This window comes from Actinomyces radicidentis (genome assembly GCF_001553565.1).
GTDB classification, from domain to species: domain Bacteria; phylum Actinomycetota; class Actinomycetes; order Actinomycetales; family Actinomycetaceae; genus Actinomyces; species Actinomyces radicidentis.
In genome coordinates this window covers 1,350,623-1,366,118 of sequence record NZ_CP014228.1, presented here as the reverse complement: position 1 = coordinate 1,366,118, position 15,496 = coordinate 1,350,623, and the positions used below count along the sequence as shown (strand labels likewise).

The following is a 15,496-nucleotide window of genomic DNA, read 5'->3' as shown; positions in this document are numbered from 1 at the left end:
CGGCTCGCGCTCACCGGCGCGACCGGCTCCGCCGGGGCCCGGCTCGGGTCGCAGCGGTACCGGTGGGCACGACGGCGCCCCGGGCTCCGCGAGGGAGCCCGGGGCGCCGGTGCGTCGATGGGCGGAGGAGCGCCCGGTCAGGCGGGGAGCGTCAGCGGGCGCTCACTTGCCCTGGTTGGCGACGGCGTCGATCTTCGCCTGGGCGTCGGGGTCGAGGTAGGTGCCGCCCTTCTTGATGGGCTTGAGGGTCTCCTCGTCGAGCTCGTAGACGAGCGGGATGCCGGTCGGGATGTTGACGCCGGCGATGTCCTCGTCGGAGATGTCGTCGAGGTACTTGACGATCGCGCGCAGCGAGTTGCCGTGGGCGCCGATCATGACGGTCTTGCCGGTCTTGATGGCCGGGGCGAGCGTGGACTCCCAGTAGGGCATGAAGCGGGCGATGACGTCCTTGAGGCACTCGGAGCCCGGGACCTCCTCGGTGTAGCGCTCGTCGGCGTCCTGGGAGAACTCGGAGCCCTTCTCGATGGCCGGCGGGGCGACGTCGAAGGAGCGGCGCCAGAGCATGAACTGCTCCTCGCCGTACTCGTCGCGGATCTCCTTCTTGTTCTTGCCCTGGAGGGCGCCGTAGTGGCGCTCGTTGAGGCGCCAGGAGCGCTGGACCGGGATCCAGAGGCGGTCGGCGGCGTCGAGGGCGTAGTGCGCGGTGTTGATGGCGCGGCGCAGGAGCGAGGTGAAGAGGAGCTCCGGCTTGACGTCGTTCTCCTTGAGGAGCTCGCCGGCGTGCTTGGCCTCCTCCACGCCCTTGGCGGAGAGCGGGACGTCGACCCATCCGGTGAAGAGGTTCTTCTGGTTCCATTCGCTCTCGCCGTGGCGGAGCAGTACGAGGGTGTAAGCCATGCCCCTCATTGTGCCGTACCCGTCGGGGCACGACCAAGCCCCTCGGTCCCAGACGCGGGGTCCGGACCGAGGGGCTCGGCGGTGCTGGTCGTCGGCGTCAGGGAGTCGCCGACGGTGCTGCGGACGCGCTCAGTGCGCGGCCTCGTAGGCCTCACGGACCTCGGCGGAGATGCGCCCGCGGTCGGAGACCTCGAGGCCCTTCTCGCGGGCCCACTCGCGGATGCGCTGGGTCTCGCCGGAGGCGGGGGTCCCGGCGGCGCGGCGGCGGCCGGAGGAGCGGCGGCCGGCGGTGCGGCGGGCCTTGCTCGTCCACTCCTCGAAGGACTCGCGCAGCGCGGCGGCGTGCTCGTCGTTGAGGTCGATCTCGTAGGAGACGCCGTCGAGGGCGAAGGTGATGGTCTGGGTGGCCTCGGAGCCGTCGACGTCGTCCACGAGAATGACCTGGGTCTTCTGCGCCATGGTGCTCATTTCCTTGTACGTTCTACTCACCCCCGATCCCTGGATCACGGGGGGGTTTCCCGACTAACGGTAATAGCGATCGTCAATTCGCGCAACAATACGCGACGGAATTCACCCTGACACCGTTCACCGATGAACCCGGCGGAGGAATCACTGCGGGCCCGAGCAGCGGCGCCGCGGTCGGGAAACAGGAAATAAGAGAAGCACGGCATCGCATTCATCGAATACGCCACGGAGGGCGTCGGACCCCGACGACGCCGGATCGCGTCGTCCGCGCCCCTACGCCCCGGCGCGCGCCCGCCGGCGGCGGACCCCGGCGACGCCCGGCAGGGCCCGGGAATGACGGAACCGGCAGGACCCGCGGGGTCCTGCCGGTTCCGGTTCTGCGAGCCACCTGTGGGAATCGAACCCACGACCTATTCATTACGAGTGAATCGCTCTGCCGACTGAGCTAAGGTGGCGCGCCGCGCGAGCAGCGGGCCATACGCTACCGGGCCGCGGGCCGGGCGCGCAAACGCTCCCGACGCCGTCGGCTCGTGGTGCTGGACACAGGCCGCGGGTGAGCCCGTCCCGAGCGGCCCATAGCCGCCGGGCGCCGCCCCGGAACCCTCCCGCGAGGTTCCGGGCCCCGGCGCCACGCCCTGCACGTCCTCCCAGCGACGGTGGCATGGGGCCTCCGCTCCTGGCGCGGAACGCGCCTCTTGCTACCGTCAGCGCGTCACGGTGCCGCACCCGCGGCGCCTCGGCCCCACCTCCCGACCCCGACGACGCGACGCCCGCACGGACGCCGCCCGTCGAACCGGCAGGCCGGACCGTCCCTCGTCATGAAGGAACACCCCATGTCGAACCTCCGACCCCCGTCCCCGTCCGGACCCGGCAACGGCGCCGCGGCCGGCGCGAACGCCAACCGCATCTCCGACACCGTCAGGTCCGCGGGCCCCGCCCCGCACCAGGACCGCGGCGACGCCGGCTACGACAAGGCGCTCAAGAACCGCCACCTGCAGATGATCGCCATCGGCGGCTCCATCGGCACCGGCCTCTTCCTCGGCGCCGGCGGCCGCCTCGCCCAGGGCGGCCCCGGCCTCGCCCTCGCCTACGCCGTGTGCGGCCTCTTCGCCTTCCTCATGGTGCGAGCCCTCGGCGAGCTCGCCATCCGCCGCCCCTCCTCCGGCGCCTTCGTCTCCTACGCCCGCGAGTTCCTCGGCGAGAAGGGCGCCTACGTCACCGGCTGGTTCTTCTTCCTCGACTGGTCCGTGACGGTCATGGCCGACATCACCGCCGTCGCCCTCTACCTGCACTACTGGAGCGCCTTCAAGGTCATCCCCCAGTGGATCCTCGCGCTCATCGCCCTCGCCCTCGTCTTCACCCTCAACATGCTCAACGTGAAGATGTTCGGCGAGGCGGAGTTCTGGTTCGCTCTCATCAAGGTCACCGCGATCCTCGTCTTCATGGTCATCGCCATCTGGGCCATCGTCACCGGTCACACCGTCGGCGACTCCACCGCGGGCTTCCACAACATCACCGATAACGGAGGCTTCTTCCCCGAGGGCCTGCCCGCCGTCTTCGCCCTCACTCTGGGCGTCGTCTTCGCCTTCGGCGGCACCGAGATGGTCGGCGTCGCCGCCGGCGAGGCCAAGGACGCCGTCAAGGTCCTGCCCAAGGCCATCAACTCGATGATCGTGCGCATCTTCGTCTTCTACGTCGGCTCCGTCATCCTCATGGCCCTCGTCCTGCCCTACACGGCGTACTCCTCCAACGAGTCGCCCTTCGTCACCTTCTTCTCCGGCATCGGCATCCCGCACGCCGGCGACGTCATCCAGGTCGTCGTCCTCACCGCGGCCCTGTCCTCCCTCAACGCCGGCCTCTACGCCACCGGCCGCACCCTGCGCTCCATGGCGGTCGCGGGCGAGGCCCCGAAGGCCGCCGCGAGCCTCAACAAGAACCACGTGCCGGCCGCGGCCATCACGATCACCTCGGCCCTCGGCCTCATCGGCGTCGCCCTCAACGCCTTCCTCGCCGACGACGCCTTCGAGATCGTCATGAACCTCGCCGGCATCGGCATCGCCGGGACCTGGGCCGCGATCCTCGTGACCCACCTGGCCTTCCTCAAGAAGGTCAAGGCCAGCGAGGAGGCGCGCCCCGCCTACCGGATGCCGGGCGCGCCCTTCACGAACTACCTCTCGCTCGCCTTCTTCGCGATCGTCGTCCTGTCCAACCTCACCTCGACGTCGGGCCGCTGGACGCTCGCGCTCTTCGCCGTCGTCGTCATCATGATGGTGGCCGGCTGGTACGCCGTGCGTGGCCGCATCCGCGGCGACCTCCTCGACGAGGTCATCGACGCCTCCTGAGGCGCCCCGCCCCGCCGCGGGCGCCGTCGTCGCCCCGCCGGGAACCGACGACGGCGCCCGCGGCGCAGCGGCCCGACTGCGGACACCGACCGCGCCCCCACCAACCGTCCTCACCCCAGTCCCATCGGCACGACCCCAGGAGGAACCGTGCGCGTCCACGTCACCTACACCGGCGGCACCATCGGCATGGTCGACTCGCCCCACGGCCTCGTCCCCGGGGCCGACCTCGAGGGCTGGCTCGCCGACCTCGTCGACGGGACCGAGCTCGGCCACGGCATCACGCTGACCGCCCTCGACCCGCTCATCGACTCCTCGAACGCGACTCCCGAGTCGTGGCAGGCGATCATCGACGGCCTGCGCCGTCACCACGCCGAGGACCCGGAGCAGGCCTTCGTCGTCCTCCACGGCACGGACACGATGGCCTACACCTCGGCCGCCCTGTCCTACGCCCTCACCGACCTCGGGGCGCCCGTCGTCATCACCGGCTCGCAGCTCCCCCTCGGCTTCGTCGGCTCCGACGCGGCCCCCAACGTCACCGGGGCCCTGCGCGCCGCGACGAGCGGGCGGGTCGACGGCGTGAGCCTCTTCTTCGGTCACCGCGTCCTGGCCGGCAACCGGGCGACCAAGACGAGCTCGTGGGCCTTCAAGGGCTTCGACTCCCCCAACGTCGCGCCGCTCGCCATGACGGGCGCACCGTGGCAGTGGTCGCCGCGCCCGGAGCCCGGCTGCGGATGGGCCGACGCCGAGCCGTACCGGCGCCACGACGTCGTCGTCATCGACCTCGCCCCCGGCATCACGACGGCCCGGCTGCGCGCGATGCTCACGCCGCTGCCCGACGCCGTCGTCCTGCGGGCCTTCGGCGTCGGCAACGTGCCGAGCGAGGAGCCGGGCCTCACCGGACTCATCGAGGAGGTCATCGGGGCGGGGGTGGCCGTCGTCGTCGCCTCGCAGTGCCACGAGGCGGAGGTGCTCCTGGGCCACTACGAGGCCGGGGACGCGATCGCCCGCGCGGGCGCCATCGGCAGCCGCGACATGACGCTGGAGGCGACCTACGCGAAGGTGCAGTTCCTCCTGTCCCAGGGGCTGCGCGGCAAGGAGCTGAGCGCCCAGATGGGCCGCAGCATCGCCGGGGAGCTCACCGAGTCCCGCGGCTGACCCCGAGATCGGGACATCCTGACCCCGAGATCGGGACGTCCGGGAGCATGACGGCGCCCCGGGAACCACCAGGTTCCCGGGGCGCCGTGCTGCCGCGCGCTGCGTTCGGTCCGCGCGGGGCCGACTGCTACTCCGAGCCCTCGCAGGTCTTGCCCTCCTCGGGCAGCTGCCCGGCGAGCAGGTAGGCGTCGACGGCCTTCGTCACGCAGTCCCCGGCGCGCCCGTAGGCCGTGTGGCCCTCGCCCTTCCAGGTGAGCAGGTGACCGGAGTCGAGCTGCTTCGCGAGGCTCTGCGCCCAGGGGTAGGGGGTGGCGGGGTCGCCGGTCGTGCCGACGACGAGGATCGGTGCGGCGCCCTTCGCGTGGATCTCCCCGCGGGTGCGCGTCGAGGTGTGCCCCCAGGCCTTGCAGAAGAGGTCGGAGTAGCCCAGGCCCGCGCCGAAGGTCGGGGAGGCCTTCTTGAGCTCCGCCTCCTCCTCGTTCCAGGTCGCGGCGTCCCCCTCGACCGGGTAGTCGAGGCAGTTGATGGCGTTGATGACCTCGTCGCCGTTGCCGGAGTACGTGCCGTCGTCGTTGCGCGAGGCGAAGACGTCGGCGATGTAGAGCAGGGTCGAGCCGTCGTTCTGGTTCATCGCCTGGTCGAGGCCCTGGCTGAGGACGGACCAGGACTCCGACTGGTAGAGCACTCCGAGGACGGCGTCCTGCGCCAGTGAGAAGGTGAGCGGGCGCTTGTCGTCCGAGGTGGGGATCGGGCTCGTGCGCGTCGACTCCAGGAGGTCGCGCACCTGCTTGACGCCGTCGTCGACGCTGCCGGCCAGCGGGCAGTCGCTGCCGGCCTGGCAGTCCTTCACGTAGGCGCGCAGGGCCGACTCGAAGCCCTTGGCCTGGCCGAGGGTGAGGTCCGCGGCGGAGAGGCTGGGGTCGATGGCGCCGTCGAGGACGAGGCGACCGACGTTGCCCGGGAAGAGCTCGGCGTAGGTGGCGCCAAGGTAGGTGCCGTAGGAGAAACCGAGGTAGGTCAGGGCGCTCTGCCCCTCGACGGCGCGCATGACGTCGAGGTCCTTGGCGGCGGAGATCGTGTCGATGTGGTCGAGGAGCGCGGCCGGCTCGGTGCGGGACTCGCACTTCTTCTCGAGGCCGCTCGCGTAGTCGGCGACGTCGGCCTGGGCGGCGGCGTCGGAGGTCTCCTCGGCGATCGGCTCCTCGTCGTCCCCGGCGCGCTCGGCGTCGAGCTCGGCGTCGGTGAGGCAGTCGACGGCGGTCGAGGACCCGACGCCTCGGGGGTCGAATCCGACGACGTCGTAGCTCTTGAGGAGCGTGTCGGAGAAGTAGCCGTCGGCGGACTGGACGAGGTCGACGCCGGAGCCGCCGGGCCCGCCGGGGTTGATGAAGAGGGTGCCGACGGCGTCGCCGCCGGTCGCGGCCAGCTTCTTCATGGCGACCTTGACGGTCTGCCCCGAGGGGTCGGAGTAGTCGACCGGGACCTCGATGGTGGCGCAGGTGAAGCCCTTGGCCTCGGAGGCGGAGGACTCGGTCATCCCGGCGTCGGGCCCGCAGGGGTACCAGGAGGCCTTCTGCTCGTAGAAGCGGGTCAGCTCAGCGGGCACGGAGGCGGTGACCGTCGCGGTCGCGGCGGTGGCGGCGGGGACGGCGCCGTCGGAGCCGGTGGAGCCTCCCGACTGGCAGCCGACGAGGGCGAGGGCGGACACGATCGCGGCGCCCGTGGCCGCGAGCGCCCGACGGCGTCGGCCGGAGAGACGGGGGAAGCGTGAGGTCTCGGGGGTGATCACGCGCGCAGCCTACGGGCAGTGGCGGTGCGGGGCCTCCTCCCGTGGTCGGAGACGCTGCCCGGGGCGACGCGGTGCGAGCGCGCCTCGCCGCGGTCGACCGCCAGTGCACCGGTCGCCCGTCTGATTTCAGGAAAACAGACGGTCGAGGAGTGCATTGCAGGTCGACCCCGGTGCGGATGATCGGATCTGCAGCTGGAGGATCAGGCCTGCGGGCGGAGCTGGACCATGAGGGACTCGACGGCGAGCAGGGGCGCCGCGTTGGAGCGCAGGCGGGCGCGGCACTCCTCGATGGCGGCGATGCGCGCGAGCGACTGGTCCGGCCGGGTGCTGCGGGCGACCTGGTCGACGGCCTCGTCGAGGTCGATGTTGACGCGGTCGACGTCGGAGCCCATCTGGGTGGCGAGCACGTCCCGGTAGAAGGACAGCAGGTCGATCATGGCGCGGTCGAGGACGTCGGTGCGGGCGCGCTTGGCGCGGCGCTTCTGGTCCTCCTCGAGCTGGCGGACCTGGGCGCGCAGAGCGGGCGGCACCTTCGCCTCACCCTCCATGCCGAGCGCCCGCATGAGCTCGGCCCTCTCCCGGGCGTCGCGCTCGGTGGTGGCGTCCTTGGCCTCGGCCTCCGCCTTGTCGACGAGCTCGGCGGCGGCGAGGACGGCGTCGCCCACGCTCCGCAGGGACACGGGGGCGAGAAGGAGCCGACGACGGCGCTCCCAGGCCCCGGGGTCCGTGGCGAGGTGGCGGGCGAGCCCGATGTGGGACTGGCTGGCGCGGGCGGCGCGGGCCGCGAGCTCGGGCTCGGCGCCGTCGCGGCGCACGAGGAGCTCGGCGACGGCGTCGGCGGGCGGGATGCGCAGGGTGACGAGGCGGCAGCGCGAGCGGATGGTCGGCAGGACGTCGTCGGCGCTGGGGGTGCACAGGATCCAGACGGTCTGCGGCGGGGGCTCCTCGATGGACTTGAGGAGGACGTTGGTGGTGCGCTCGGCCATGCGGTCCGCGTCCTCGATGAGGATGACGCGCCAGCGGCCGGTCCACGGGCGGCGCTGGGCCTCCCCGATGAGCTCCTTGACCTCGTCCATGGTGATGATGAGGCGCTCGGTGGCGAGGCGGACGACGTCGGGGTGGGTGCCGCTCATGACGTCGCGGCAGGCCTTGCACTCCCCGCAGCCGGGCACGGGGCCGGTGCACTCGAGGGCGGCGGCGAAGGCGCGGGCGGCGTTGGAGCGGCCGGAGCCGGGCGGGCCGGTGACGAGCCAGGCGTGGGTCATCGCGGAGCCGTCCTCGGATGCGACTCCGGCGGACGCGGCCACGGCCTCCTCCGCGCCGAGCGGGTCGCCGGCGGCGTCCGCGGTCGCGGTGCCCGTGGGGGGCTCGTCGACGCCGGGCGGGAGGTCCTCGACCTCCGTCGACGGCGCGACGGCGGGGGCCGTCGCGCGCGGGCCGCACTCGCGGGCCTCGGCGAGGGCGCGCGCGGAGCGGGCGGCGGCGCGGAAGGTCTCGACGACCTGCTCCTGGCCGACGAGGTCGTCCCAAACGGTCATCCGTCGAGCTCCGAGGCGTGGAGGTCAGGGTAGCGGCGCAGGACGGCCTCGCGGACCGCGGCGGCGGGCGGGGCGGCCTCGGCCGTGCCGTCTCCGGCCGTGTCCTCGCCGCGCAGGCCGCCGCCCCGGCGGGCGACGAGGCGGGCGACGTTGACGGCGACGAGGCGGGCGACGGTCTCGAGGTCCTGCTCGGCGTCGATGACGACGAAGCGCTCCGGCTCGAGGGCCGCGAGCGCGAGGAACTCCTCGCGCAGCGCCTGGTGGAAGGCGTCGGGCTCGCGTTCGAGCCGGTCCTTCTCCCCGCGGGAGGCCCGACGGCGCTCGGCGAGGCCGGGCTCGGCGTCGAGGAGGATCGTGAGGTCCGGGAGGAGCCCGTCGGTGGCCCACAGGGAGAGGTCGCGGACCTCGCCGGGGCCGAGATCCCGCGCGGCGCCCTGGTAGGCGACGGAGGAGTCGAGGTAGCGGTCCGAGATGACGACGCTGCCCGCCTCGAGGGCGGGGCGGACCTTCGTGGTGACGTGGTGGGCGCGGTCCGCGGCGTAGAGGAGGGCCTCGGCGCGCGGGTCGACGTGGCCGCCGTCGAGCAGGAGCCGACGGATCTCCGTGCCGAGCTCGGTGCCGCCGGGCTCGCGGGTGCGCACGTAGTCGAGGTGCGCGGCCACGAGGAGGGTGGCGAGGCGGTCGATCTGGGTGGACTTGCCGACGCCGTCGCCGCCCTCGAAGGTGATGAACAGGCCCGGGCGGGGCGCGTCGTCGACCTGGGCGGGAACCGGGGCGGGGGGCGTCGGAGTCACGTCGTCAGGGTAGCGGGGCGGTGCGACGCGAATGGGAGCGCCATACGGCGTGCGACTGGGGTGAGGACCACCCCGGTCGAACCGGCGCACGCGCGCCGGCCCGACTCGAGCACGGTCCCTGGGACGCAGGTCGCCCCGCTGCGGCCGGGGCTGTGGCGGGGCGACCGAACTCAGCGCGCCGATCGGCCGAAGTCACGATCAGGATGTCCCGATCTCGCGGAGATGGGGCGCGCGGTTCAGGACTTCTTCGTGGTCGACTTCTTGGCCGTCGTCTTGCGCGTCGTCGTCTTCCTGGCCGTCGTCTTCCGCGTGGTGCGCTTCTTGGCCGGGCCCTTGGCGCGCTTCTCGGCGAGGAGCTCGTAGGCGCGCTCCGGGGTGACGGTGGCCGGGTCGTCGTCGCGGCGCAGGGTCACGTTCGTCTCCCCGTCCGTGAAGTACGGGCCGAAGCGCCCGTCCTTGATGACGACGGGGCGCCCCGAGGTCGGGTCCGTGCCGAGCTCGCGCAGCGGCGCCTTGGGGGCGGCCTGGCCGCGGCGGCGCTTGGGCTGGGCGAAGATCTCGTTGGCCTGCTCGAGGGTCACCGTGAAGAGCTGGTCCTCGCTCTCCAGGGAGCGCGAGTCGGTGCCCTTCTTGAGGTACGGCCCGTAGCGGCCGTTCTGGGCGGTGATGTCGACGCCCTCGTCGTCCTGCCCGACGACGCGGGGCAGGCTGAGCAGGTCGAGGGCCTGCTCGAGGGTGACGGTGGACAGGCTCATCGACTTGAAGAGGGAGGCCGTGCGCGGCTTCGGGCCCTTGACGGCCTTCTTGCGCGCGGGCTTCTTCTTCGGCTTCTCGCCGTCCTCGCCGTCGGCGGCCGCCGCCTCGGCGTCCTTCTCCTCCTCGGGCTCGGGGAGGACCTCGGTGACGTAGGGGCCGTAGCGGCCGTCCTTGGCGATGATGGTGTGGCCGGTGGACGGGTCGGTGCCGAGCTCACGGCCGTCGTCGGCAGCGCGCTCGAAGAGCTCCTTGGCCTTGGCGACGGTGAGCTCGTCGGGGGCGACGTCGGCGGGGACGTTGGCGCGCTTGCCGTCCTCGGACTCGAGGTAGGGCCCGTAGCGGCCCACGCGCAGGGTGATGCCCTCGCCGATCTCGATGGAGTTGACGGCGCGGGCGTCGATCTCGCCGAGGTTCTCGACCATGGCCTTGAGGCCGCGGTTCTCGCCGGAGTCGTCCGTCGGGATGGGGGTGGCGCCGGCGGCGTCGCCCTCACCCCCGTAGAAGCGGGTGAGCCAGGCGACGCGGTCCTCCTCGCCGGCGGCGATGCGGTCGAGGTCGCGCTCCATAGACGCGGTGAAGTCGTAGTCGACGAGCTCGGCGAAGTTCTCCTCGAGCAGGCGGGTCACCGCGAAGGCGAGCCACGTGGGCACGAGGGCCTGGCCGCGGTGCTCGACGTACCCGCGGTCCGAGATCGTGGACATGGTGGCCGCGTAGGTCGAGGGGCGGCCGATCTCGCGCTCCTCGAGGGCCTTGACGAGCGAGGCCTCCGTGTAGCGGGGCGGCGGGGTGGTCTCGTGGCCGGAAGCCTCCGATCCCAGGGCGGCGAGCTCCTGGCCCTCGATCATGGAGGGCAGGCGCACGTCCTTGTCCCCCTTGGAGGACTTCGCGTCCTCGTAGCGCTCGGCGTCGCGGCCCTCCTCGTAGGCGGCGAGGAAGCCGCGGAAGGTGATGACGGTGCCGGAGGCGGTGAAGCCGGCCGTGCCGAAGGTGAGGCCGGAGTCGCGCGAGCCGCCGTCGGCCGGGGCGAGCGGGACGTCGACGTGCACCGTGGCCGTGGAGCCGACGGCGTCGGCCATCTGGGAGGCGACGGTGCGCTTCCAGATGAGCTCGTAGAGGCGGAACTGCGCGCCGGAGAGCTGCCCGGAGACCTGGGCGGGGGTGCGGAAGTGGTCCCCCGCGGGGCGTATCGCCTCGTGGGCCTCCTGGGCGCCCTTGGTCTTGGTGGCGTAGACGCGGGGCTTGGCGGGGACGTACTCGGCGCCGTAGAGCTCGGCCACCTGCGAGCGGGCGGCACCCACGGCCTGCGAGGACAGGACCGTGGAGTCCGTTCGCATGTACGTGATGAAGCCGTTCTCGTAGAGGCCCTGCGCGACGCGCATGGTCTCCCGGGGGTTCATCCGCAGCTTGCGGGAGGCCTCCTGCTGGAGCGTGGAGGTGGTGAAGGGGGCGGCGGGGCGGCGCTTGTAGGGCTTCTCGTCGACGGCAGCCACGCGCGGCGCCCCGCGCAGGACGGCGTCGGCGACGGCCTTGGCGGCGCCCTCGTGGAGGTGCACGGTGCCGGCCTTGACGGCGGCGGGGCGTAGCTCGCCGGCGTCGGTGAAGTCGCGGCCGGTGGCGACGCGGCGCCCGTCGAGGGTGGCGAGGCGGGCGGTGAAGGCGTTGGACTGAGCGGCGACGGCGTCGACCTTGGACAGCGTGGTGGAGAGCTCGGCCTCGACGCCCCAGTAGCCGGCGGCCTTGAAGGCCATGCGCTCCCGCTCGCGCTCGACGACGAGGCGGGTGGCGACGGACTGGACGCGGCCGGCGGACAGGCCGGCGCGGACCTTGCGCCACAGGACGGGGCTGACCTCGTAGCCGACGAGGCGGTCGAGGATACGACGGGTCTCCTGGGCGTCGACGAGGTCGAGGTCGAGGTCGCGCGTGTTGTCCAGCGCGCGGGTGACGGCCTCCTTGGTGATCTCCGTGAAGGTCATGCGCTTGACGGGGACCTTGGGCTTGAGGACCTCGCGCAGGTGCCAGGCGATGGCCTCGCCCTCGCGGTCGTCGTCGGTGGCGAGGTAGAGCTCGTCGGCCTCCTTGAGGGCCTTCTTGAGCTGGGTGACCGTCTTCCTCTTGTCCGCGTTGACGACGTAGTACGGCTTGAACCCGTCCTCGGTGTCCACGGCGAACTTGCCGTAGGGGCCCTTCTTCTCCGCGGCGGGCAGCTCGGAGGGCTGGGCGAGGTCGCGGATGTGCCCGACGGAGGCCTCGACGTCGAAGTCCGACCCGAGGTAGCCCGCGATGGAGCGGACCTTGTTCGGGGACTCGACGATGACGAGCTTCTTGGACACGGGGACCTTCTTCCTCGCGGAGACGGCGTGAGACCGCGGGAGCGCGGCGACGGGCCGACTGTAACCCACGGCGCCGACACGCACGGACGTCAATCGACCCGATCCGTGCCCGGCTCAGGCTCCCGTCAGTCGCTCAGAGGGATTGATCCGTCGGCGCACCTCAGGACAGCAGCTCCTCCCACCACGTCGCGAACCGGGGGCACTGCTCAAGGACCGCGCCCAGACCCGCTTCCGCGACAAGCTCAGGTCCGACGGCGATCTTCCCGTAAGCGGGATCGAGGATCTTGAGCCTCTTCGACGGTGCCGTCGCCTCACCGTTATTGACCTTCTCAGGCCCGCCCGCACGCTCGATGACCTGCCGCAGGTGACGCAGGCGAACCTTATCGAAACGCTCGTCACCGTAACCGGCCGCGATCGCGGCGAGGACGAGCGCCTCGATCTCGTGCATGACGACGTGCGGGCGAAAGCGATGGTCTGGGTAGTCCTCGACGAGCGCTCTCTCGCACTCGTCGGGGTCGCCCGAGGCGCCGGGCGCATTGGACGGGTACTTGTAGTAGTCGATCAGTAGGGCGATCTTCGTGAAGTGGGTCGCCTTGAACATGTCCTTGAGACGCTCGTCGTAGTGCTTCCAGGCTCCTCCGCCACGGTGAGTCCCCTGCGCGGTCTTCGAGGTGATGACCGGGGAGGGAATGAGGATGAGACCCTCGTTGAACGCTGCCGGTGCGAGAACACGCTTGATCATCGCCTCCTCAGTCGGTCCCTCGACCAAGACGAGCACCTCGCGCGGGCCGTTCATGCGGCTCATGCGGCGGTCTCCGGCACGGGCCGACCTCCCAGGAGGTTCATCTCCCAGAGGTTTCCGGTGGAGTAGTCGTCGAGGAAGGCGGACAGACGTTCGGCGTCGGGTCTGGTGACCACCGTAGCGCCGTCATCGCGCTCGAGGACAGCGATCTCCTCCACGCTGAAGTGGGAGACGAGAGGGACGGACTGCGTGGCGAGAATGACCTTGTGCCCTCGCTCGGCAGCCGTCCTCACCATCTCGACAAGCATGTCGATGGCCGCCGGGTGGAGGCCCAGCTCAGGCTCGTCAAGCACCACGGTCGCGGGGCGGTCCGGGCCGAGCAGGAGCGTCGCCAGACAGATGAACCGGAGCGTCCCGTCACTGGCCTCGCGGGCGAGGAAGGTGCGGTCAAGTCCCGTCTGGCGCCATCGGAGCCGAATCCTCTCGTTCCTGCCCGGTTCCAGGACGAAGTCGTCGAAGAAGGGCGTCACCGCTCGTACGGCGCTGACGATCCGTTGGTAGTGGCGTGGATAATCCTCACGTACCTTGTAGAGGTAGGCGGCAATATTCTCAGCGTCTGCACGGAGCTCGACATCGTCACCCACCGTCGACCACCCCTTGACGGGAGCGTTGTCCGAAACGTCGTCGAAGTGGAAGACACGACAACCCTCCAGCAGCGGGCGGACGTGCGCTACGAAGTTCGCCCGTCTCCCCTTGGCGTCACCGGAGGCGATCCGCCGTGCTCGACTTGTTACAGCCCAGATCCCAAGACTTTCGTCGTAGGGCTTCGGATACCCGGGCGCCTGGAAGAGGAGGCGCTCCAGGAGCACCACTTCACCCATTGCGTCTGCAGGGTTCTCCTTGAGCCGGACGTCGTAGCCGCTACGGTTGCCCTCGGCGTCCTCATCGGCGAGCAGCCGGATCCTCATCTCGGTGGCGGGCCCCTCGGGCCCCTCGAAGAGTACGTTGCTCACCCCACCGCGCTGGAAGAGATAATCCTGGAAGGAGTCGTCCCAGATACGGGACACAAGTTCGAAGGCACTCACCAGGTTGGACTTGCCCGCCCCGTTGGCACCAATGAGGACGGTGACGCCTGTCGTAAGGTCGAGCGTGAGCCCACGGACCGACCCCAGGCCTTCGACGGTCAGCGTGCCGAGCCCTGGATTCATACCAGGAGCATACCGAGCACCTTCGAGGTGCGTGTCCGAGAGCCGCCGTCGTTCCCGACGCGACGCCGTCGGCGCAGCTCACAAGGCAGTTCAGGTCAAGTCCCTTGTTGTGGTGTTCTTTCAGGCCGTCAGGGGCAGGGGTTGGGTGTCGTTGGTGAGGGTGTGGGTGAGTCGTTGCATGGAGGTCTCGGACAGGTAGCGGCGTTCGCCGTACTGCCATTCCTCGTGCTGGTCGAGCAGGACGGCGCCGATAAGGCGGGTGACGCAGTCTGGGTTGGGGAAGACCTGGACGACGTCGGCGCGGCGCTTGATCTCGCGGTTGAGGCGCTCGATGGGGTTGTTGGACCACACCTTGACCCAGTGCTCCCTGGGCAGGACCGAGAAGGCGGTCAGGTCGGCCTCGGCGTCGGTGAGCATGTCGGCGACGTCGGGGAAGGAGGCGCGCAGGGAGTCGATGACCTGGTGGTAGGTGGCGCGCACGGCCTCGGGGGTGGTCTGGGCGAACACGGTGGAGATCAGGGCATTGACGGGCTTGGAGCGCACCGACCCCAGGTGGGAGGTGATGTTGCGGGCGAAGTGGACGCGGCAGCGCTGCCAGGCCGCTCCGGGCAGGATCGCCTTGACGGCGGCGCGGATGCCGGCGTGGGCGTCGCTGGTGACCATGACCACCCCGGTGGGGTCGGAGGGCGAGGGGGCCTTCAGGCCGCGCTCGCGCAAGGACCGCAGGAAGCTGGTCCAGAAGTCGGTGGACTCGCTGTCACCCACCGCCATGCCCAGGATCTCGCGGCGCCCCGCGGCTGAGACGCCGGTGGCGACCACGACGGCCTGGGAGACGACCCGATGCCCGACTCTCACGTCCAGGTAGGTGGCGTCCACGAACAGGTACGGGAACCACGTGTGGTCCAGGGGTCGGTTCAGGAACGCGCCGACAGCCTCGTCGATGTCGGTGCAGATCCGCGACACCGACGACTTGGAGATCCCCGACTCGCATCCCAGGGCCTTGACCAGGTCGTCGACCTTGCGGGTGGAGACCCCCTCGACCCAGGCGGTGGCGACCACGGCGTACAGGGCCTTGTCGATCCTCTTGCGGGGGTTGAGCAGACTGGGGAAGAAGGAGCCCTGGCGGAGCTTGGGGATGGCCAGGTCCACCTGTCCGGCGGTGGTCGCAACCGTCTTGGAGCGCTTCCCGTTGCGGCGGGTGACTCGCTCGGGGGTGCGCTCGTAGCGCGAGGCGCCGATGACCGCCTCAGCCTCGGCGTCAATGAGGTCCTGCAGTCCCGCGCCCAGCAGACGGCGGAAGACGTCATCGTGAGCCAGGTCGGGATCGGCCAGCACTTCCTGGATCAGCGTGGACACGGCAGACTTGGTGGCGGGCATCGTGGGAGCACTCCTAGTGAATCCTGGTCGAGAATCTGGGTCCCACGATGCCCACCCGACGACAAGACCGTCGACGCCGTGGACCCCGCGGGAATTGCCACCA

General features: G+C 71.1%; 11 protein-coding genes and 1 tRNA gene. 2 read left to right on the top strand and 10 right to left on the bottom strand.

The window, feature by feature from the left end; all coding sequences use genetic code 11:
* Window positions 1–162: 162 nt before the first annotated feature.
* The 3 genes from AXF14_RS05705 to AXF14_RS05695 all read right to left on the bottom strand — a co-directional run bounded on the left by AXF14_RS05705 (window position 163) and on the right by AXF14_RS05695 (window position 1,817).
* A complete protein-coding gene (locus tag AXF14_RS05705) occupies window positions 163–897 on the bottom strand; it encodes a phosphoglyceromutase (protein ID WP_067941570.1) in 735 nt (244 codons plus the stop codon).
* A gap of 129 nt (window positions 898–1,026) precedes the next feature.
* The gene (locus AXF14_RS05700) at window positions 1,027–1,356 is read right to left on the bottom strand and encodes a histone-like nucleoid-structuring protein Lsr2 (protein ID WP_067944080.1); all 330 of its coding nucleotides are present in this window, start codon (window positions 1,354–1,356) and stop codon (window positions 1,027–1,029) included.
* A 388-nt stretch (window positions 1,357–1,744) separates the two neighbouring features.
* Window positions 1,745–1,817, bottom strand: a tRNA-Thr gene (locus AXF14_RS05695).
* Window positions 1,818–2,360: 543 nt separating this feature from the next.
* On the opposite strand from AXF14_RS05695, the gene AXF14_RS05690 reads away from it, so the two are divergent.
* On the top strand, window positions 2,361–3,704 hold the full coding sequence (locus AXF14_RS05690; protein ID WP_236756223.1) for an amino acid permease: 1,344 nt from the start codon (window positions 2,361–2,363) through the stop codon (window positions 3,702–3,704).
* Between the two features lie 147 nt (window positions 3,705–3,851).
* A complete protein-coding gene (locus AXF14_RS05685; protein ID WP_067941568.1) occupies window positions 3,852–4,859 on the top strand; it encodes an asparaginase in 1,008 nt (335 codons plus the stop codon).
* Between the two features lie 127 nt (window positions 4,860–4,986).
* On the opposite strand, the gene AXF14_RS05680 is transcribed toward AXF14_RS05685, so the two are convergent.
* From AXF14_RS05680 to AXF14_RS05650, 7 genes are all read right to left on the bottom strand, one after another.
* A complete protein-coding gene (locus AXF14_RS05680) occupies window positions 4,987–6,648 on the bottom strand; it encodes an alpha/beta hydrolase (protein WP_236756051.1) in 1,662 nt (553 codons plus the stop codon).
* A gap of 200 nt (window positions 6,649–6,848) precedes the next feature.
* Window positions 6,849–8,186, bottom strand: coding sequence for a DNA polymerase III subunit delta' (locus tag AXF14_RS05675; protein ID WP_067941565.1), 1,338 nt, complete (start codon window positions 8,184–8,186; stop codon window positions 6,849–6,851).
* Entirely contained in the window at window positions 8,183–8,980 is a 798-nt protein-coding gene (tmk, locus tag AXF14_RS05670) for a dTMP kinase (protein WP_084355388.1), read from the bottom strand. The genes AXF14_RS05675 and tmk overlap by 4 nt, the downstream gene beginning before the upstream one ends.
* 236 nt (window positions 8,981–9,216) lie before the next feature.
* Complete coding sequence (gene topA / locus AXF14_RS05665) at window positions 9,217–12,066, bottom strand: type I DNA topoisomerase (protein WP_067941563.1); 2,850 nt, start codon at window positions 12,064–12,066, stop codon at window positions 9,217–9,219.
* Window positions 12,067–12,226: 160 nt separating this feature from the next.
* The gene (locus AXF14_RS05660) at window positions 12,227–12,871 is read right to left on the bottom strand and encodes a DUF4276 family protein (RefSeq protein WP_236756044.1); all 645 of its coding nucleotides are present in this window, start codon (window positions 12,869–12,871) and stop codon (window positions 12,227–12,229) included.
* Window positions 12,868–14,016 (bottom strand): AAA family ATPase, encoded by a 1,149-nt coding sequence (locus tag AXF14_RS05655; protein ID WP_067941559.1) that lies wholly within the window; start codon window positions 14,014–14,016, stop codon window positions 12,868–12,870. Before AXF14_RS05655 ends, AXF14_RS05660 begins: the two co-directional genes overlap by 4 nt.
* A gap of 120 nt (window positions 14,017–14,136) precedes the next feature.
* Window positions 14,137–15,393, bottom strand: a complete 1,257-nt coding sequence (locus AXF14_RS05650) for an IS256 family transposase (protein ID WP_067941557.1) — start codon at window positions 15,391–15,393, stop codon at window positions 14,137–14,139.
* Window positions 15,394–15,496 lie beyond the last annotated feature (103 nt).

What these genes read in the sequence shown, in the direction of transcription:
- AXF14_RS05705 (WP_067941570.1), bottom strand. Translation starts at nt 897, where the DNA reads ATGGCTTACACCCTCGTACTGCTCCGCCACGGCGAGAGCGAATGGAAC.
- AXF14_RS05700 (WP_067944080.1), bottom strand. Translation starts at nt 1,356, where the DNA reads ATGGCGCAGAAGACCCAGGTCATTCTCGTGGACGACGTCGACGGCTCC.
- AXF14_RS05690 (WP_236756223.1), top strand. Translation starts at nt 2,361, where the DNA reads ATGATCGCCATCGGCGGCTCCATCGGCACCGGCCTCTTCCTCGGCGCC.
- AXF14_RS05675 (WP_067941565.1), bottom strand. Translation starts at nt 8,186, where the DNA reads ATGACCGTTTGGGACGACCTCGTCGGCCAGGAGCAGGTCGTCGAGACC.
- AXF14_RS05660 (WP_236756044.1), bottom strand. Translation starts at nt 12,871, where the DNA reads ATGAGCCGCATGAACGGCCCGCGCGAGGTGCTCGTCTTGGTCGAGGGA.
- AXF14_RS05655 (WP_067941559.1), bottom strand. Translation starts at nt 14,016, where the DNA reads ATGAATCCAGGGCTCGGCACGCTGACCGTCGAAGGCCTGGGGTCGGTC.
- AXF14_RS05650 (WP_067941557.1), bottom strand. Translation starts at nt 15,393, where the DNA reads ATGCCCGCCACCAAGTCTGCCGTGTCCACGCTGATCCAGGAAGTGCTG.